General features: G+C 51.0%; 3 protein-coding genes. All 3 read right to left on the reverse strand.

Features of this window, described 5'->3' with window-relative positions; translation table 11 throughout:
- Positions 1 to 137: 137 nt before the first annotated feature.
- Complete coding sequence (gene fabI / locus Q0394_RS11225) at positions 138 to 965, reverse strand: enoyl-ACP reductase FabI (RefSeq protein WP_298947717.1); 828 nt, start codon at positions 963 to 965, stop codon at positions 138 to 140.
- Between the two features lie 317 nt (positions 966 to 1,282).
- A complete protein-coding gene (locus Q0394_RS11230) occupies positions 1,283 to 1,975 on the reverse strand; it encodes a triose-phosphate isomerase (protein ID WP_298063151.1) in 693 nt (230 codons plus the stop codon).
- The coding region (gene pgk, locus Q0394_RS11235) for a phosphoglycerate kinase (RefSeq protein WP_298947718.1) at positions 1,972 to 2,555 on the reverse strand (584 nt) is incomplete at its 5' end. The genes Q0394_RS11230 and pgk, both read right to left, overlap by 4 nt.

The raw sequence follows: 2,555 nt of genomic DNA on the forward strand, positions 1-2,555 counted from the left end.
TCGCATCCTCATCTAGCACCCGCACCAGCGCCGCTACGTCGGGGATCGTCTCGCAATCAAATACGCAGATGTAATCTTTCATTTTCTACCTTTAAATTTTGCGGCGCGCGTCAAATTTTGCCTTTTTACGTGTCGTTTTACTCGGTCTTGGCTGCATCCCACGCAAGGATCGTCTTACCCTCGGCGTCGGTCGCCACGTCGCCCATACCCATGATGTTGTAGCCGCAGTCGACGTAGTGCACCTCGCCGGTCACGCCGCTGGCTAGGTCGCTAAGCAGGTACATCGCGCTGTTGCCAACATCATGCGTCGTGACGTTGCGTTTTAGTGGGCTGTTTACCTCGTTGTAGCGTAAAATCATCCTAAAGTCGCCTATGCCGCTTGCCGCAAGCGTTTTGATCGGGCCTGCGCTGATGGCGTTCACGCGGATACCGCGCGCGCCAAGATCGTGAGCTAGGTAGCGCACGGAGCTTTCAAGAGCCGCTTTTGCGACGCCCATAACGTTGTAGTGAGGCACGAATTTCGGCCCTCCAAGGTAGGTTAGCGTGAGCACCGAGCCGCCATCTTTTAGCACCGGCAGAACCGCGCGTGTGAGGCTTAGCAGCGAATAAACGCTCGTGCCCATCGCGATATCAAAGGCCTCTTTTGTAGTATTTACAAACTCGCCCTCTAGCGCTTCTTTGGGCGCGTAGGCCACCGCATGCACGACGAAATCTATCTCGCCAAGATCTGCTTTGATGCGATCTGCAAGCCCGTCCAGGTGAGCTTGGTTGTTTACGTCGAGCTCATAGACGAATTTGCTACCAAACTCCTCTGCGATCGGCTCTACGCGCTTTTTCAGAGCGTCGTTTAGGTAGGTAAACGCCATCTGCGCACCCTGGGCGTGACAAGCTTCGGCGATGCCGTAAGCGATAGATTTGGCGTTAGCGACGCCGACGATGAGGCCCTTTTTGCCTTTTAAAATCATTATTTCTCCTTTCTATTTTTGCTTGGCTTTTAAGCGCCTTTGAATGAGTTTTGATTTTGCTCCCTGCGATAGGCTACATGCCTAGTCTTGGTCGCAAAATCTGCAACAACATTCAAATCCATCTTAAAATCCTTCGCAATTTGACTTAAAATTCTATCAAATTAAAATTTGCAAAATTTCGCAAAACGCCAAATTTTAAATGCAATTTGATAGCGGCAATATCGCGAGATGGATTTTAATGTTGTGCAGAGATTTTAAATCAAGACTAGGCGCATAGCCTGTCGCGGACTTAAAATTTCAAACTCATTAAAAGACGCTCACGAGACGACGCGTATAAGCTCCAAAAACTTCGAGGCGTCCCAGCTCGCCGTCCCCACTAGCACCCCGTCGCAACCTCTTATCGCGCAAATTTTTGCGATATTTTCCGCATTTACGCTGCCTCCGTAAAGTAGCGGCGCAGAGCTTTTAGCGCGCAAGAAATTTAGCATTCTTTCGATCTGCTCGCACTGCGCGCTTCTGCCCGTGCCGATCGCCCAGACGGGCTCGTAGGCTAGTACTAAGCTCGAATATTTCAGATCGATACCCTCAAGCTGTGTCGCTACAAACTCCTCGCTGCGGTTTTGCGCAAATGCCGCCTCATCCTCGCCGACGCAAAAAACGATGCGCCAGCCCTGCGCTGCGGCAAAACTGAATTTCTCTCTTATCAGCTCCGCGCTCTCGCCCAAAATAGCGCGCCGCTCACTATGTCCGATAAGAACGGTTTTGACGTCAAATTCCGCCAGCATATCGCCGCCGATCTCGCCCGTAAAGCTGCCGTGCGCGGCAGGATAGAAATTTTGCGCGCCTTGAGTAAAATTTTTCGCCTTCGCGCAAAATGCGCTGGCGGGAGGAAAAACTAAAATTTCATTCTCGCGCGAAATTCCGCCCGCTAAGCCTTCATCTAAAGCTTTAGCGTACCGCTCAAAACTAGCGCGAGTATGGTTGCATTTAAGATTCGCTGCCAGTATCATCGCAGCTCCGTTTTAGCAGTAAGCACTCGCACGCCCGGCAGCTCCTTGCCTTCGATGAGTTCTAAGCTCGCGCCGCCTCCGGTAGAAATAAAAGTCATATCATCAGCGTTACCAGCGCGTTCGACAACATCTGCGGTATCGCCGCCGCCCACTACGGTAGTGGCGTCGCTATCTGCGATCGCGTGCGATATATGCAGGCTGCCGCGAGCGAATTTATCGATCTCAAAAACTCCCATCGGTCCGTTCCACCAGATCGTTTGCGCATCGTCTAGGGCTTCTTTAAAAAGCGCTACGGTCGCAGGCCCGATATCTAGCCCCATCCAATCGCTTGGAATTTCTTGGACGGTAACTTTTTTTGTAACGGCATCTTGCGAGCATTGCGGAGCTGCGACGGCATCGACAGGGATATAAATTTTAACCCCAAGCTCTTTGCCGCGGCGCAAGATATTTAGTGCGTCAGATATAAGATCCTCCTCTAAAAGCGAATTACCAATGTCATATCCGACGGCTTTTAAAAACGTAAATGCCATGCCGCCTCCGATGATGAGCTTATCGACTTTAGGAAGTAAATTTTTAAGCG

The sequence above is a fragment of the uncultured Campylobacter sp. genome (assembly GCF_938039205.1).
Lineage (GTDB): Bacteria > Campylobacterota > Campylobacteria > Campylobacterales > Campylobacteraceae > Campylobacter_A.

What these genes read in the sequence shown, in the direction of transcription:
- Q0394_RS11230 (WP_298063151.1), bottom strand. Translation starts at nt 1,975, where the DNA reads ATGATACTGGCAGCGAATCTTAAATGCAACCATACTCGCGCTAGTTTT.
- fabI (WP_298947717.1), bottom strand. Translation starts at nt 965, where the DNA reads ATGATTTTAAAAGGCAAAAAGGGCCTCATCGTCGGCGTCGCTAACGCC.